Source organism: Streptomyces sp. NPDC059092 (assembly GCF_042756365.1).
Classification (GTDB): Bacteria; Actinomycetota; Actinomycetes; order Streptomycetales; family Streptomycetaceae; genus Streptomyces.
Genome location: NZ_JBHZEJ010000007.1, coordinates 128445 through 142530 on the forward strand (window position 1 = coordinate 128445; position 14086 = coordinate 142530).

At 72.7% G+C, this 14086-nt stretch carries 12 protein-coding genes; 9 read left to right on the forward strand and 3 right to left on the reverse strand.

Annotated features, from left to right (window positions below):
* The first annotated feature begins 217 nt into the window (after positions 1-217).
* The 5 genes from ACFXPL_RS06940 (at position 218) to ACFXPL_RS06960 (ending at position 7040) form a co-directional block, all read left to right on the forward strand.
* Positions 218-1228: an aldo/keto reductase gene (locus ACFXPL_RS06940; RefSeq protein WP_384913660.1), complete on the forward strand. Its 1011-nt coding sequence runs from the start codon at positions 218-220 to the stop codon at positions 1226-1228.
* 102 nt (positions 1229-1330) lie between these two features.
* Complete coding sequence (locus ACFXPL_RS06945; RefSeq protein WP_384913662.1) at positions 1331-2437, forward strand: AI-2E family transporter; 1107 nt, start codon at positions 1331-1333, stop codon at positions 2435-2437.
* A gap of 341 nt (positions 2438-2778) precedes the next feature.
* Complete coding sequence (gene aspS / locus ACFXPL_RS06950) at positions 2779-4560, forward strand: aspartate--tRNA ligase (RefSeq protein WP_384913664.1); 1782 nt, start codon at positions 2779-2781, stop codon at positions 4558-4560.
* 476 nt (positions 4561-5036) lie between these two features.
* The gene (locus ACFXPL_RS06955; RefSeq protein ID WP_384913667.1) at positions 5037-5882 is read left to right on the forward strand and encodes a PP2C family protein-serine/threonine phosphatase; all 846 of its coding nucleotides are present in this window, start codon (positions 5037-5039) and stop codon (positions 5880-5882) included.
* A 96-nt stretch (positions 5883-5978) separates the two neighbouring features.
* Complete coding sequence (locus ACFXPL_RS06960; protein ID WP_384913790.1) at positions 5979-7040, forward strand: MASE1 domain-containing protein; 1062 nt, start codon at positions 5979-5981, stop codon at positions 7038-7040.
* A 126-nt stretch (positions 7041-7166) separates the two neighbouring features.
* On the opposite strand, the gene ACFXPL_RS06965 is transcribed toward ACFXPL_RS06960, so the two are convergent.
* Together ACFXPL_RS06965 and ACFXPL_RS06970 are read right to left on the reverse strand one after the other, a co-directional pair.
* Positions 7167-8033 carry a triphosphoribosyl-dephospho-CoA synthase gene (locus ACFXPL_RS06965; RefSeq protein WP_384913670.1) on the reverse strand — a complete coding sequence of 289 codons (867 nt, stop codon included), beginning with the start codon at positions 8031-8033 and terminating at the stop codon, positions 7167-7169.
* Between the two features lie 2 nt (positions 8034-8035).
* Positions 8036-9016: an intradiol ring-cleavage dioxygenase gene (locus ACFXPL_RS06970; protein ID WP_384913673.1), complete on the reverse strand. Its 981-nt coding sequence runs from the start codon at positions 9014-9016 to the stop codon at positions 8036-8038.
* A 347-nt stretch (positions 9017-9363) separates the two neighbouring features.
* Between ACFXPL_RS06970 and ACFXPL_RS06975 the strand changes: the two genes are divergently transcribed.
* Both ACFXPL_RS06975 and ACFXPL_RS06980 read left to right on the forward strand, forming a co-directional pair.
* Positions 9364-10185 (forward strand): endo alpha-1,4 polygalactosaminidase, encoded by an 822-nt coding sequence (locus ACFXPL_RS06975; protein ID WP_384913676.1) that lies wholly within the window; start codon positions 9364-9366, stop codon positions 10183-10185.
* 221 nt (positions 10186-10406) lie between these two features.
* Positions 10407-11735 (forward strand): ABC transporter substrate-binding protein, encoded by a 1329-nt coding sequence (locus tag ACFXPL_RS06980; protein ID WP_384913679.1) that lies wholly within the window; start codon positions 10407-10409, stop codon positions 11733-11735.
* On the opposite strand, the gene ACFXPL_RS06985 is transcribed toward ACFXPL_RS06980, so the two are convergent.
* Positions 11722-12102, reverse strand: a complete 381-nt coding sequence (locus ACFXPL_RS06985) for a hypothetical protein (RefSeq protein ID WP_384913682.1) — start codon at positions 12100-12102, stop codon at positions 11722-11724. The genes ACFXPL_RS06980 and ACFXPL_RS06985 overlap by 14 nt on opposite strands.
* On the opposite strand from ACFXPL_RS06985, the gene ACFXPL_RS06990 reads away from it, so the two are divergent.
* Positions 12101-13144 (forward strand): carbohydrate ABC transporter permease, encoded by a 1044-nt coding sequence (locus tag ACFXPL_RS06990; RefSeq protein ID WP_384913685.1) that lies wholly within the window; start codon positions 12101-12103, stop codon positions 13142-13144. The two genes, ACFXPL_RS06985 and ACFXPL_RS06990, sit on opposite strands and share 2 nt — an antisense overlap.
* Entirely contained in the window at positions 13141-14046 is a 906-nt protein-coding gene (locus ACFXPL_RS06995) for a carbohydrate ABC transporter permease (RefSeq protein ID WP_384913687.1), read from the forward strand. Before ACFXPL_RS06990 ends, ACFXPL_RS06995 begins: the two co-directional genes overlap by 4 nt.
* Positions 14047-14086: the final 40 nt, after the last annotated feature.

Here is a 14086-nt window from a genome sequence, read left to right on the forward strand (position 1 = left end):
GCGGGGCGGTGGGTGGGCTGGGGGGGGGGGGGGGGGGGGGGGGGGGGGGGTGTGGTGTGGGCTCTCGCTGCGGGGGGGCGGGGGCGGGCGGGCGGGCGGGCCGGGGCGCCCCCGGAGAATCGAGGGCTGAGAATCGGGAGGGGGCTGAGAGGATCAGGCAATCCTACGCGACTTGTGCCCCATGCCTCCCGGGTTCCGCGCGCCTAGCGTCGATGCCATGGCACACGACACGACGAATCTTCCCCTCCGGACGCTCGGCGGCCAGGGCCTGCGGGCCGGCGCGATCGGCCTGGGCACCATGGGCATGACCATGGCGTACGGGACCCCGGACGACCGGAACGGCATCGCCACGATCCACCGCGCCTACGAGCGCGGCGTCACCCTCTTCGACACGGCCGAGCTGTACGGCCTGGGCACCGGCAGCAACGAGCAGCTCCTCGGCCGTGCCGTGAAGGACTTCCGCGACGAGATCCTGATCGCCACCAAGTTCGGCTTCGACCTCAGCGACCCGGCCCGGATCGGAACCGCCTTCGACAGCCGTCCCGAGCACATCCGCGAGGTGGCCGAGGCGAGCCTCCGCCACCTCGGCACCGACCGTATCGACGTGCTCTACCAGCACCGGGTGGACCCGGACGTCCCCATCGAGGACGTCGCCGGTACGGTCGGCGAGCTGATCGCCGAAGGCAAGGTGGGGCACTTCGGGCTGAGCGAAGCCGGCCCGGAGACCATCCGGCGGGCCCACGCCGTCCACCCGGTCTCCGTGCTCCAGACGGAGTACTCGGTGTTCGAGCGGGCGGTCGAGGCCGAGGTCCTGCCGGTGGTCCGGGAACTGGGCATCGGCTTCGTGCCCTACTCGCCGCTCGGCCGCGGCTTCCTCACCGGTGCCGTCAAGCCGGCCGCCGCGTACCCCGCCGACGACATGCGCGGCCAGGACGAGCGCTGGCAGCCCGGCAACTACGAGAAGAACCTCGCCGCGGTCCGCGAACTGACCTCCCTGGCGGAGGGCAAGGGCATCACGGTCGCCCAACTGGCCCTGGCCTGGCTGCTCGCGCAGGGCGACGACATCGTCCCCATCCCCGGCACCCGCAGCCCGGAGCGCCTGGCGGAGAACGTGGCCGCCGCGCAGGTCACCCTCACGCCCCAGGACCTCGGCCGTATCCAGGAGATCCTGCCGCACGGGTCGGCCGGCTCCCGCTACCACGAGGCGATGCTGCCCGACTGGCGGTGACGGACCGGGGCGGGCCCGAGGCCGGCGTACGGGGGTGCCGGTGCGCCACCCGGGCGGCGGGCAGCGCAGGACAACCCCGGGCGGCCGTGGTCGGCTGGGGGCGTGCAGACGCCGCCGAACCCCCTCCTCCCCGAGAGCGCCCGGCGCCTCGCCGCGTGGTGCGGGGTCGCGCTGCTGGTCTCCGGGGTCGGGGCCGTCGCGATCTGGCTGTGCGTCACCTTCAAGACGGCCGTCACCCCCGTCCTGCTCGCCCTCCTCGGTACGGCGCTGCTCGGCCCCCTCTACCGCCGGCTGATCGCGCTGCGGCTGAACGCCTCGCTCGCCTCCGCGCTGACCTGCGTCGCCATCGTGGGCGTGGTGGGCGGCGCCGCGTACATCGTCGTCAGCGCGCTCGTCGACACCGGGGACCAGATCGTCGCCTCGCTGCGCCAGGCAGGCCAGGCGGTGAGCAAGCACTTCGGCGGCGCCGCCGGGACCTCGCTGGAGGATCTGGCGAAGAACGCCAAGGACCTCGTCGGGAAGTTCGGTGCCACCGCCGCCTCCGGGGTGCTCACCGGCATCAGCGTGGTCGGGGAGCTGATCGCCACCGCCGTCCTCGCCCTGCTGCTGGTCTTCTTCTTCCTGCGGGACTCGCCCCGGGCGGCCCGCGCGCTCCGGGGGTTCGCCCCGGGGCCGGCCGGGCGGGCCGTCGAGGCGATGGCGCGCCGCGCGTTCGGGGCCGTCGAGGGCTTCATGCGCGGGACGACCCTGATCGCGCTCATCGACGCGGTCTGCATCACCGTGGGCCTGCTGATCCTGCGGGTGCCCGGCGCGGTCGGGCTCGGGGCGCTGGTCTTCGTCGGCGCGTACATCCCGTATCTTGGCGCGCTGCTCTCCGGCGCCGTCGCCGTACTGGTCGCCCTCGTCGACCGGGGGTGGGTGATCGGGCTCTGGGCGCTCGGGGTGGTGCTCGCCGTCCAGGTGCTGGAGGGGCATCTGCTCCAGCCGATGATCCAGAGCCGTACGGTGCAGATGCATCCCGCCGTGGTGATGCTGGCGATCACGGCGGGCGCGAGCGTCGCCGGGATTCTGGGCATGCTGCTCGCCGTACCGCTGACGGCCGCCGCGTTCGGGGTGCTCTCCGAGGTGCGGAAACGTTACGCCGCGGACTCCTCCACCGGTCCCGGCGGGCCGGAGGCCACCGGCGCGCCGCCCCCGCCGTCCTCGTAGAGCTCGACCAGGTGCGCCGGCTCACCAGGGCGCCGTCGGTGCGGAGCGCGCGTCCCCGTCCGTGTGGACGAGCACGTCGGTCAGCATCTCGGAGACCATCGGCTCCGCCGAGTCGACCTGCCCGGGGTGCGCCCGGTCGTGCGGCAGACCGCGGTGTCGGACGCGGGCGGTAGCCTGTTATGGCCCAACGGGTTTTCCGAAACCGGTTGGGCGACAGGTGGCGTCCGGCGCATCATGCTTCCTCTCGCATACGTGTCGTACGTCTCGCACGTGACGCGTACGCCTCGGGTGTCCCGCCCGCCTCCTGACCACTCCGACTGCCAAGACTGGATGAAACGACGATGCACCGGTACAGGTCCCACACCTGCGGCCAGCTCCGCGCCTCTGACGTCGGCGCCGACGTCCGGCTGAGCGGCTGGCTGCACAATCGCCGAGACCTGGGCGGCATCCTCTTCATCGATCTCCGTGACCACTACGGTCTGGTGCAGCTCGTCGCCCGCCCCGGCACGCCCGCCAACGAGGAGCTGTCGAAGCTCACCAAGGAGACCGTCGTCCGTATCGACGGCAAGGTCTCCGCGCGCGGTGCGGAGAACGTGAACCCGGAGCTGCCGACCGGCGAGATCGAGATCGAGGTCTCCGAGGTCGAGATCCTCGGCGCGGCCGGACCGCTGCCGTTCACGGTCAACGCGGAGGACGGCGTCAACGAGGAGCGGCGCCTGGAGTACCGCTTCCTCGACCTGCGGCGCGAGCGCATGCACCGCAACATCCTGCTGCGTACGGCCGTGGTCTCCGCGATCCGGCACAAGATGACCGCCCTCGGCTTCAACGAGATGGCGACACCGATCCTCACCGCGACCTCCCCCGAGGGCGCGCGCGACTTCGTCGTCCCCTCGCGGCTGAACCCGGGCAGGTTCTACGCGCTGCCCCAGGCGCCGCAGCAGTTCAAGCAGCTCCTGATGATCTCGGGCTTCGACCGCTACTTCCAGATCGCGCCCTGCTTCCGCGACGAGGACGCGCGCGCGGACCGCTCGCCGGGCGAGTTCTACCAGCTCGACGTCGAGATGAGCTTCGTCGAGCAGGAGGACGTCTTCCAGCCGATCGAGAAGCTGATGACGGAGCTGTTCGAGGAGTTCGGCGGCGGCCGGCACGTCACCTCGCCGTTCCCGCGCATCCCGTTCCGCGAGTCGATGCTGAAGTACGGCAACGACAAGCCCGACCTGCGCGCCCGGCTCGAACTGGTCGACATCTCCGACGTCTTCGAGGGCTCCGAGTTCAAGGCGTTCGCGGGCAAGCACGTACGGGCCCTGCCGGTGCCTGACACCGCCGGACAGTCGCGGAAGTTCTTCGACGGCCTCGGCGAGTACGCGGTCGAGCACGGCGCGAAGGGCCTGGCCTGGGTCCGCGTCGGCGAGGACGGGGCGCTGGCGGGACCGATCGCCAAGTTCCTCACGGAGGCGGACGTCAAGGTCCTCACGGAGCGGCTGGCGCTGGTCCCGGGGCACGCGGTCTTCTTCGGCGCGGGCGGCTTCGACGAGGTCTCCAAGATCATGAGCGCCGTCCGGGTCGAGGCCGCCAAGCGCGCGGGCCACTTCGACGAGGGCGTCTTCCGCTTCTGCTGGATCGTCGACTTCCCGATGTACGAGAAGGACGAGGAGACCGGGAAGATCGACTTCTCGCACAACCCGTTCTCGATGCCCCAGGGCGGCCTGGACGACCTGGAGACGAAGGACCCGCTGTCCATCCTGGCGTGGCAGTACGACATCGTCTGCAACGGCATCGAGCTGTCGTCCGGCGCGATCCGCAACCACGAACCCGAGCTGATGATCAAGGCGTTCGAGATCGCGGGCTACGACCGGGAGACCGTGGAGCACGAGTTCGCGGGCATGCTCAAGGCCTTCCGCCTCGGCGCCCCGCCGCACGGCGGCATCGCCCCGGGCGTCGACCGGATCGTCATGCTGCTGGCGGACGAGCCGAACATCCGCGAGACGATCGCCTTCCCGCTCAACGGCAACGCGCAGGACCTGATGATGGGCGCGCCGACGGAGCTGGACGAGACGCGGCTGCGCGAGCTGAACATCGCGCTGCGCAAGCCGGTGGCGAAGTCGGCGAAGCCGACGGAGTAACGCCTCTCGGGGGCCTCGCCCTGCGGTGTCCCGCGCCCCATGTCCCGCTCCGTGTCCCGCCCTTCGCGAAGATCGAGGGGCGGGACGCGGCGTTTCCGGTGAAGATCAGCGAGCTGCGGCGGCTGCCCGGGACGCGTTGGTCCCGGCGTCGGAGCACGGCCACCGCCATGGCCTGCTGACCGCCCGGGGCCCGCTCATGAGGTGGGTGCGTTCCCGGAAGGGGGGTGTGTTCCCGGAGCGCACCCGGACGGGACTCCGGGTACACACCCCGTCCCAGGGGGCGGCCCTGCCCGCCATGAGGCACCCCCGGGCGCTCGTGGGGCGGAATGGGCGAGTCGGAAATATGATGAATGCGGTGCTTCGTGCGGGCCAGGGTGACGGCTGCCCGCACGGGTCGCCGTACGTACGCCGCCGCGCGGAAACCCCGGGGCGGTCCATGACAGACGGTCCATGACGGACGTACCTCGGAGCGGTGGATGAGCCGGCGTCGTCCCACACGGTCCGCCCCGGCCACGAGCGCCGAGGACCTGCTGACCACCCTCGGCCGGCTCACCGCCCAGGCGCGCCGGGGCGCGGAGCTCCAGCACGCCCGCGTGGAGCTGGCCGAGGCGTTGCAGCGGGAGATGCTGCCGGCCGTGCTGCCCGCGCTCCCCGGGCTGCGGACGGCGGCCCGGTACGCGCCCGCGCGGGACGGGCTCGACATCGGCGGCGACTGGTACGACGGGTTCACGCTGCCCGACGGCGCGCTCGCCCTCTGCGTCGGGGACGTCCAGGGCCATGACGTCGAGGCCGCCGCGATCATGGGGCAGGTACGGATCGGGCTGCGGGCGGTGGCCGCGACGGCGACCGACCCGGGCCAGGTGCTGAGCCGGGCCAACGACCTGCTGCTCTCGGTGGGCTCCAGCCTCTTCGCGACCTGCTCCTTCCTCCGCTTCGACCCGGTCACCTGGGAGCTGCAGAGCGCGCGGGCGGGCCATGTCGCCTCGGTGTGGGCCACGGCCGACGGCCGGTCGGGGGTGGCCGAGGACGCGGGCGGACTGCCGCTGGGCATCCAGCCGGGCGAGGCGTACCCGGTGACCCGGCGCAGGCTGACCGAGGCGGGCGTCTTCGTGCTGCTGACGGACGGGGTGGTGGAGGGCCCCTCGTTCCCGATCGACGAGGGGCTGGCGACGGTCGCGGGGGTACTGGCCGAGGGCGTGCGCGGGGGTACGCCGCCGGGGGAGCTGGCGGCCGAGGTGATGAAGGTGGCCGTGCTGACCGGCCACTCGGACGACGCCGCCGTCCTCGTCCTCCGCCATGACGCGGCACCCCCGGACCGGTAGGCCGGGCGTGGCGCCGGCCGCTCGTGTGACCGCCTCGGCAGCGTGTCACGGCCGACCTGGGCGGAGCACGGCGGCGGGCATTGTCTGATGGCCGGTGTGGTGCGTACCGAGCAACTCCGCCGTCTCACCGTCCGCGCTCTCCCCGCCCTCGGCGTCGCCGTCGCCTACTACGCGTTCGGGCAGCTCGGGCTGGTGAGACAGGTGCGGGTCGAAGGCGCGATCGTCACGCCGCTCTGGCCGCCGACGGGCGTCGCCCTGGGCTGCCTGCTCCATCTGGGCCTCGGCGTCTGGCCGGGGATCTCGCTCGGCGCCCTGCTGAGCATCGTCACGATCAGCGACTTCCACCCCACGGACATCGTGATCATCGCGGGGAACACCCTCGCCCCGGTCTGCGCGTATCTGATGCTCCGCCGGGCCGGCTTCCGCCTTGAGGTGGACCGGCTGCGCGACGGGGTGGCGCTGGTGTTCCTCGGCGCGCTGGGCGGGATGCTGATCAGCGCGACCGTCGGTACGGGCGTGCTGGTGCTCAGCGACCGGCTGCCGCGCCACGGGTTCTGGCCGACGTGGACCGCGTGGTGGGCCGGGGACGCCATGGGGGTCCTGGTGGTCACCCCGCTGCTGCTCCTGCTGCGCCGGGTCCGGCTGCCGGGCGCGGGCGACCGCGACCGCGCCGGCCAGGAGCGGCGCGAGGACGGGGGCCACGGCCGGCGGTGGGGGGAGGCGGCGGCCCTGGTGGTCACGGCCGTCGTCGTCACCCCGCTGGCCGCCAGGAGCCCGCTGTGCCTGCTCTTCCTCGTCTTTCCGCTGCTGATCTGGGCGGCTCTGCGCTTCCAACTGGCGGGGAGCGCGCCCTGCGCCCTGCTGGTCTCGGTCGTGGTGATCTGGGCGGCGACCGACCACGTCGGGCCGTTCACCCACCACGACCTCACGGAGACGATGATCACCATTCAGGCCCTGAACGGCTCGGCCGCGCTGACCGGGCTGCTGCTGGCGGCGATCGTCACCGAGCAGCGGAACATCCGGAGGAAGGTGGAGCAGGCATGCAGGGAGCTGGCGGAGGTGGTCGGCCGCCTCGCCCCGGACCCGCGGGATCGGCCCACCGGCCCGGGCATCCGCGGCAGCGCTGCCGAAGGCCGTGACGACGGGCCCGGGGAGTAGCGCTCGCGGCCAGGCCGGTGCGGGGGCCGTGCCGGTGCGGTGCGCACACCGGCCCGGCGGCCGTGCCGGTACGCGGCTGTACCGGTACGCGGCCGTGCCGGCCCGGCGGCCGTGCCGGTACGGCGTTCACGCGGGTACGGGGGCCTCCCGTCGGCCCGCGCGGATCGTCGCCCGCGCGTTCGGCGTGCCGCCGCGCCACCACAGCCCGTCCACGAAGAGCGTCGCGGCCAGCAGGTGCGCGCTGCCCCTCGGGCGCAGCCCCGCCGCCCGCAGCCGGATGTCGAAGGCGTCCAGCGCGGAGCGGCCGGCCGCGGTGGCGCTGCCGCCCGCGTCCAGGACGTCGCGGGCTCCGTTCTGCACCAGGCGCAGCCCGTGCGGGCCCGCCGTGTGGAGCAGACCGGTGTCCTGGAGGGTGGACATCACGGTGAGCAGGGCGTCCAGCCGTGCCGCCGGCTCCCGCGCCCCCGCGTCCCGCGCGCTCCGCAGGGCCGCCACCGCCCGCCGTACGTGCGGGAATCCGGCCCGCGCCTCGCCCCGCGCGCCCGCCGCTCCGTAGCGGGAGGCCGCCGCGGAGCCGGGGGTGGGGCGGCGCGGGGCCGCCCCGTCGGTGAAGGTGACGATCCGCCGGGCGACGGCGGGCAGTTCGCCCGGGGGCTCCGCCGGTTCCAGCGCGGCGGCGGCCACGAGCAGGCCCAGCGGCCAGAGCGCGCCGTGGTGCAGCGCCGTACCGGCGTTGGCGCGGGCCATGGAGCGCTCGGTGGAGCGGCCGATCGAGCCCAGCTCGGCCCGGAGCCGGCGGCTCGGTCCTTCCGGCGCCCGGCGGGCCGCCGCGGCCATCGCCGCGAGGCCGGGCACCAGCGACCCGGCCGACCAGCGCAGGGCGCCGAAGTCCGCCTCGCGCGTGTCGGGGAGACCGGGCTTGGGGGTCAGCTCCGCCTCGGCCAGCAGGGCGCCGGCCGCGGCCCGCGCCAGCGCCTCGTCCTCGCGGCGCACGGCTACGACGACGCTTCGGCGGAGGCGGACGAGGCCCTGGGCGAGGGGGCGGACGAGGGGGCGGACGACGCGGGCGCGGAGGGCGCGTCGCTCGGCGGCGTACCGGTCGGGGGCTCGCCGCCGCCCCCGCCGCCACTGCCCGCACCGGTGTTCTCGGCGTCCGGGTCGATGCCGAGGACGATCGTGCCCCTGAACCCCTTCGACGGGTCCTTCTTGTGGACCGGCGTCAGGGCGAGCAGCCCGCTCGCGGCGCCGTTCCCCTCGTACACCATGTCGTCGTCGATCCTCGTGTACGTACCGGTGTGCCGTGCGTAGGGCTCCAGGGTGAAGACCCGCTCGGCGGTGGCGTCGTCGAAGAAGAGCTGCCCGGTGAAGTTGACCTTGCCGCCCTCGTACGTTCCGTCGGCCTTCTCGCCGCCGGTGTGCACCTTGACGTGGATGTGGCAGGTGCGGGGCGTGTACCAGCCGGGGACGATCGTGGTGAACGTGACGACGCCGCGGGCGTCGGCGACCTGGTAACCGCGCAGATACGTCCGGTCGTCGGCGGTGGAGCCGTCCTCTTCCTCGGCGGGCGCGCCGCCCCCCGGATTCGCGGTGGTGTAGCCCGAATAGTAGCCCCAGGCGTCGCAGTGCCAGATCTCGACGGCCGCGCCCGCGACGGGGGCGCACGACCCGGTGGTGTCCTGGACGGTGATCCGCAGGCTCAGCGGCACGCCCGCCTTGCCTTCGGTGATGTTCTCGCGTACGAGCGCGCCGTCCAGGTAGTACGGGCCCTCGGTGACGCTCGACATGAGGACACAACTCCCGCTCGACGCCGACGCCGACGCCGTTCCCGACCCCGAGGACGTCGCCGTGCCTGCCGTCGGGTCCGCCGCGAAGGCGTCGTACCCGGCCGCGACCGCTCCCGCGCCCGCGACGACACCGCCGCCGATGGCCAGTGCGCGCCGCCTGCTCACCTTGTTGTCCGCGTGTTTGGCTGTCATGCACGGGACCCTAGGGAGCGATTCTGGGAGTGGGTTCGCCCCGCGCTGTCAGTCTCCTGTGAGCCCCGCGCGGGCCCGTACTGCCCGCACCGCCTGCCCGTATCGGACCGGACTCGGGGCCCGTGGGGCAGAGTTGTGTCCTCATGATCTGTTGACACAGGGGACGCCCGCTCGCTTTACTCCTCGAAACGCCGGAGCTGAGCACCTAGAGCTGAGTCTGCGGCACCAGAGGTACGCCTAGCCGGTAAGCGCAGGGCCCCCACGGCTCCGCAAGTCCGGACAGAGTCGCCAGGATCACTCCAGGGTCCGAGGCGGGGACGTACCCCCCATCCTTCTGGAGCTCGACAGTGAGCATCAATCGTGCCCGCACCCGCCGGATCTCCGCGGCGGTCGCGGCCATCACGGCGGCGCTGGTCGCCCCTCTCCTCTCCGCTTCCCCCGCGGGCGCGGCGGCAGCCGCCGTCACCCTGCCCCCGGCGCACGCCGGGTTCGACTACCAGATCGGCGGCGCGTACACCCCGCCCGCCGGCGTGAGCGTGGTCAGCCGTGACCGGGAGGCGTCGCCCGCCGCCGGTGCGTACAACATCTGTTACGTCAACGCCTTCCAGGTGCAGCCCTCCGAGCTGAACCAGTGGGACGCGGACCTCCTGCTGCGGGACTCCGCGGGCAACGTCATCATCGACGAGGAGTGGGACGAAGCCATCCTCGACGTGAGTACGGCCGCCAAGCGCGACCGGATCGCGAACAAGGTGAACGGCTGGATCGACGGCTGCGCGGCCAAGGGCTTCCAGGCCATCGAGCCCGACAACTACGACAGCTACGACCGCAGCCGGGGCAAGTTCGGCACCGACGCGGCCATGGCGTTCATCACCAAGCTGTCCGCCCACGCGCACTCCAAGGGCCTGGCGATCGCGCAGAAGAACACCGCCGACCTCGCCGAGTACCGCTCCACCACCGGGCTCGACTTCGCCATCGCGGAGGAGTGCGGGGAGTGGAACGAGTGCGGCTCCTTCACCGAGCACTTCGGTAACAACGTCATCGTCATCGAGTACAGCTCCAAGGGGCTCTCGACGGCCTGCAAGGGCTTCAAGGACAAGCTGTCCATCGTCCGCAGGGACATGGACGTCTCCCCGATCGGCAGCAGCGGCTACCTCCGCCAGACCTGCTGAAGCGCCACCCTCCCGGCTGGGAGTCCCGGCCGTCCGGTAACTCGGACCGTCCGGTGACTCCGGCCCCGCCGGCCTTCGGTGACGAAGGCCGGCGGCCCATGGTGAAGAGCCCCGCCGATCCTCGGTGATGAGGCCCGCCGGCCCGTGATGAACAGGGCCTTTCGGTGAACAGGCTTCGGCGATACGGCACCGCGTGCCGCACGCCTTCCAGGGAGGTAGACATGGCCGCGGACTCCCGCATACCCCATCTGTCCCGTCGCGGGATGCTCCGCCGGGGCTCCGGACTGGCGCTCGGCGCCGCCGCGTCGGCCGCGCTCTCCGGGTGCGGTACGGACGCGGCGGACGGTGTCGGCGCCGACGGCCGGGTCACGGTGGAACTGTGGCACGGCCAGACCGACTCCGGCCGCGCCACGATCGAGGCGCTGGTACGGGAGTTCAACCGGAGCCACCCCGACATCCGCGTCAGGCCAGGCGGCGGCGTCCTCGCCGACGCGATGCTCCAGAAGATCACCGCGGCGCTCGCGTCCGGTTCCTTCCCCGACATCGCGTACGTCTTCGGCTCGGACCTCGCCAGCGTCGCCCGCAGCCCCTCGGTGGTCGACCTGAGCGGTACCGTCCGCTCGGGATCCGTCCCGTGGGACCAGTACTGGAAGCCCGCGCGGGACGCCGTCACCGTCAACGGGCGGGTACGGGCGGCCCCCGCCCTGATCGACTCGCTCGCCGTCGTCTGCAACAAGAAGCTCTTCCGCGACGCCGGGCTGCCCCTGCCCGAAGCCGGCTGGACCTGGGAGGAGTTCACCGACACGGCGGCGCGCCTCACCGACCGGCGGCGCTCCGTCTTCGGCACCGGCTGGCCGGGGGTGGGGGACGAGGACACCGTGTGGCGGCTGTGGCCCATGGTGTGGGACCTCGGTGGTGAGGTCATCGCACCGGACGGGAAGTCGATCGGCTTCGAGAAGGCCGGCGCGCGGGCGCTGGAGACGGTGGACACGCTCGCCCGCGCGAAGAGTGTGTACATCGACCCCAAGCCCGGCAGCGAGCAGATGTACCAGGTCTTCCTCTCCGGGCGGATGGGCATGGTCGTCACCGGGCCGTGGCAGCTTCCCGACATCCGGGAGGCGGAGGTGGAGTACCACGTCGTCCCGCTGCCCAGCTACAGCCGCCGTCCGATGACCATCTCAGGGCCCGACACCTGGACGGTCTTCGACAACGGCTCCGCCCGGGTGCGGGCCGCCCGCACCTTCCTGACCTGGCTGATGCAGCCGGCCCAGGACGTGCGCTGGGACATCCAGGCGGGCAGCCTGCCGCTGAGCAGGCCGACGGAGGCGCTGCCCGCCTGGCGGAAGCAGGACGCGGAGACCGAGGGGCTCTCGGTGTTCACCCGGGCGCTCGACTCCGCCCGGGTGCGCCCCGCGCACCCCGCCTATCCGCAGATCTCGCAGGCGCTCGGGCAGGCGATCGCCGCCGTACTCCTCGGCAGGAGCAGCCCGGCCGAGGCGGTGCGCCGGTGCGCGCGGGAGGCCGACGCCGCGCTGCTCATACCGCGTTGACCGGGGCCCGGCGCCGACCGGGGCAGCCGTGTGCCGGCCGGTCCACGGCGTCCGCCGCGACGACGGCGTCCACCGGGTCCATGGCGTCCACCGGGTCCTCCGCGACCACCGTGTCCGCCACGACCACGGCGAGGGCCACGACCACCGCGTCAGCCGTGCCCGTCGCGTCCGCCGTGCCCACCGCGATCACCGCGACGGCCGCGATCACCGAGGGACCGGCCTGACCGGTGAACCGCGTCGACCGCGTGAACAGTGCCGCCCGTGACCGGCGTTGACCGGAAGCCCGGCGCCGGCCACGTGAACGGCGCCGCCCGTACCCAGCGTTGACCGCGTAGCCCGCGCCCACCGCGCTCAGGAGAACCGCCATGCCGCGACTGCCCGCCCCGCTCACGCTCCCCGACCCCGACTCCCCTTCCGGCTCCGCCCGGAACCGCCGCACCCGCGGGAAGGACCCCGGCCGGCCGCCGACCGGTTCAGGTTCTGCCGGGGACCGCCCGCTCCGTACCGGAAGATCGCCGCTGCAACGCGGCGAGTCCCTCACCGCCTGGGCGTTCATCGCGCCCGCCGTCCTGATCATCCTCGGGCTGAGCATCGTCCCGGTCGCCTGGTCGTTCCTGCTCTCCTTCCAGGCGGACGACCTGGTCACCCCCAGCCGCTGGGTGGGCCTCGACAACTACCGTGCGCTGCGCATGGACCCGCACTTCGGCGAGGCCGTACGGAACACCCTGCTCTACACGGCGCTGTACGTGCCGCTGTCCATCGGGCTCGGGCTGGCGCTCGCCCTCGTACTGAACCGGCGCATCCGGTTCGTGGGCCTCTACCGGACCCTGATCTTCGTGCCGTTCGTCATCTCGGCCACCGCTCAGGGCGTGCTGTTCTCCTTCATCCTCGACCCTGAGTTCGGCGTCGCCAACTCCGTACTGCACACGCTCGGCGTCTCCCCCCAGGGCTTCCTCTCCGACCCGGGACAGGCGCTGCTGGTGCTGGTGGCGATCTCGCTCTGGAGCGGCACCGGCTTCTGCGTCGTCGTCTACCTCGCCGCCCTCCAGGACGTGGACCCGTCCCTCATCGAGGCGGCGCGGCTGGACGGCGCCGGGCGGTGGCACCTCCTGCGTCACGTCAAGCTCCCCGCGCTCACACCGGTGAGCGCGTTCCTGCTGGTGTGGCAGACCATCAACGCCCTTCAGGTCTTCGACCTGGTGTACGTGACGACCAAGGGCGGGCCGCTCGGCTCCACCACCGTGATCGTCTACTTCATCTGGGAGCAGGCGTTCAAGAACTTCACGGCCGGTTACGGCGCGGCTGCGGCCTATGTGCTCGCCGTGGCGCTGGGCGTGGTCACCGTGGGGCTGCGGCTGGTACGGCGCCGTTCCGTACGCCCCGTACCCGTCGAAGGAGCTGCCACATGACGGCGACCAGCGCACCCGCGCCCGCACCCGTATCCGACACCGCACCCGCGCCCACCGCCGCACCCGCGCCGCGCCCCGACGGCCGGTCGTGGCTGCCCTTCAGCCCCTGGCACCTGCTGCTCGCCCCGCTCGCGCTGGTCTTCGCGATCCCGCTGATCTGGCTGGTGCTCAGCTCCGTGATGAGCAACGCCGAGATCAACCGCTTCCCGCCGGCCCTGTGGCCCTCGGGGATCGACCTCGGCGGCTACCGCTACGTCCTCGGCAACGCGATGTTCCCCCGCTGGTTCGCCAACTCGCTGATCGTCTCGGTCGTGGCCGTCACGTCCAACCTGGTCTTCGGCGCGCTCGGCGGGTACGCGTTCGCCCGGATGCGGTTCGCCGGGTCCCGGCTGCTGATGGGGCTGATGCTGGCGACGATGGCGATCCCGTTCCAGCTCACGATGATCCCCACCTTCCTGGTCATGAAGAGCCTCGGGCTGATCGACACCCTCGGCGCGCTGATCGTGCCCTCGCTGGTCACGCCGTTCGCGGTGTTCCTGCTGCGGCAGTTCTTCCTCTCCCTGCCCAGGGAGCTGGAGGAGGCCGCCTGGATGGACGGCTGCTCGCGGCTGCGCGTGCTGTTCCTCATCGTGCTGCCGATGTCGCGGCCCGCGCTGAGCACCGTCGCCGTACTGACCTTCCTGACCACCTGGAACGACCTGACCTGGCCGCTGATCGCCATCAACCACGACACGCAGTACACGCTGCAACTCGGGCTGACGACCTTCCAGGGCCTGCACCACACCCAGTGGGCGGCGGTCATGGCGGGCAATGTGATCACCGTGCTGCCGGTGCTGCTCGCCTTCCTCTTCGCGCAGAAGTCGTTCATCCAGTCCATCACCTCCTCGGGGCTCAAGGGATGAGACGGCGATGAGGCCGGACCAACCCGCCCACCTCTCCGCA